Genomic DNA, 672 nt, shown 5'->3' with positions numbered 1-672 from the left:
TACCACGCAGCACCTTCTCTCCCAGTCTGATATCGCCATTCAGATTGAACGCCTCGTACAGGCTATCCAGAGAACAAACAGCGTAGCATTCAAGATCACTCACTCACCATTAGCTGGGGAACGAGTGCAGAGTACCCGACTTACCCGGTACTTTGACCACATCCAGAAAATGGTAGCGTTATTCGATGAAGGCTATCCCTACGACTTCAGCGAACACCTACAGGTGTTTTGGGATGCGTGTCAGGACATTGGCCTGGAGCGTAGTCCTGTAGGGCTGACATGTCTCAGCGACGACGAGACGCGTTATCTCGGTACGGAAGAGATGTTGAATGTATTGACTGATCGTATCCGTTACCTGACGAGCAAGAAGTGGTTTAAACGCAAGGGATCTGACCGCCGCTTTCAAGCCCTGGATCAGCAGGAGAGGATTTCGGAGTGCGTCGACCAGGTGCTGGACGCTCACCGCTCAGTTGTCGTGATTCGACTGGACCTTCATTACTCATCCATATCTAAGTATCGGCAACGTGTGGAGGATGTATTTGCGGATTTGGATAGGCTGAGTCGGGAGATCGAGCGTAACCCGATCTTTGACCATCTGATTTGGCATATCTGTAGCGTCGAACAGGGGGAGGAGAGGGGCTACCACGTCCACACGGCGTTTTTCTTCGATGG

General features: G+C 51.8%; 1 protein-coding gene. It reads left to right on the top strand.

Features of this window, described 5'->3' with window-relative positions:
- Nucleotides 1-672 (top strand): hypothetical protein (locus ACI77I_RS32070; protein WP_407000219.1); only part of this gene is annotated, 672 nt, incomplete at both ends.

This window comes from Pseudomonas sp. D47 (assembly GCF_045447305.1).
Lineage (GTDB): Bacteria > Pseudomonadota > Gammaproteobacteria > Pseudomonadales > Pseudomonadaceae > Aquipseudomonas.
This window is presented reverse-complemented; position numbering and strand designations above follow the sequence as displayed.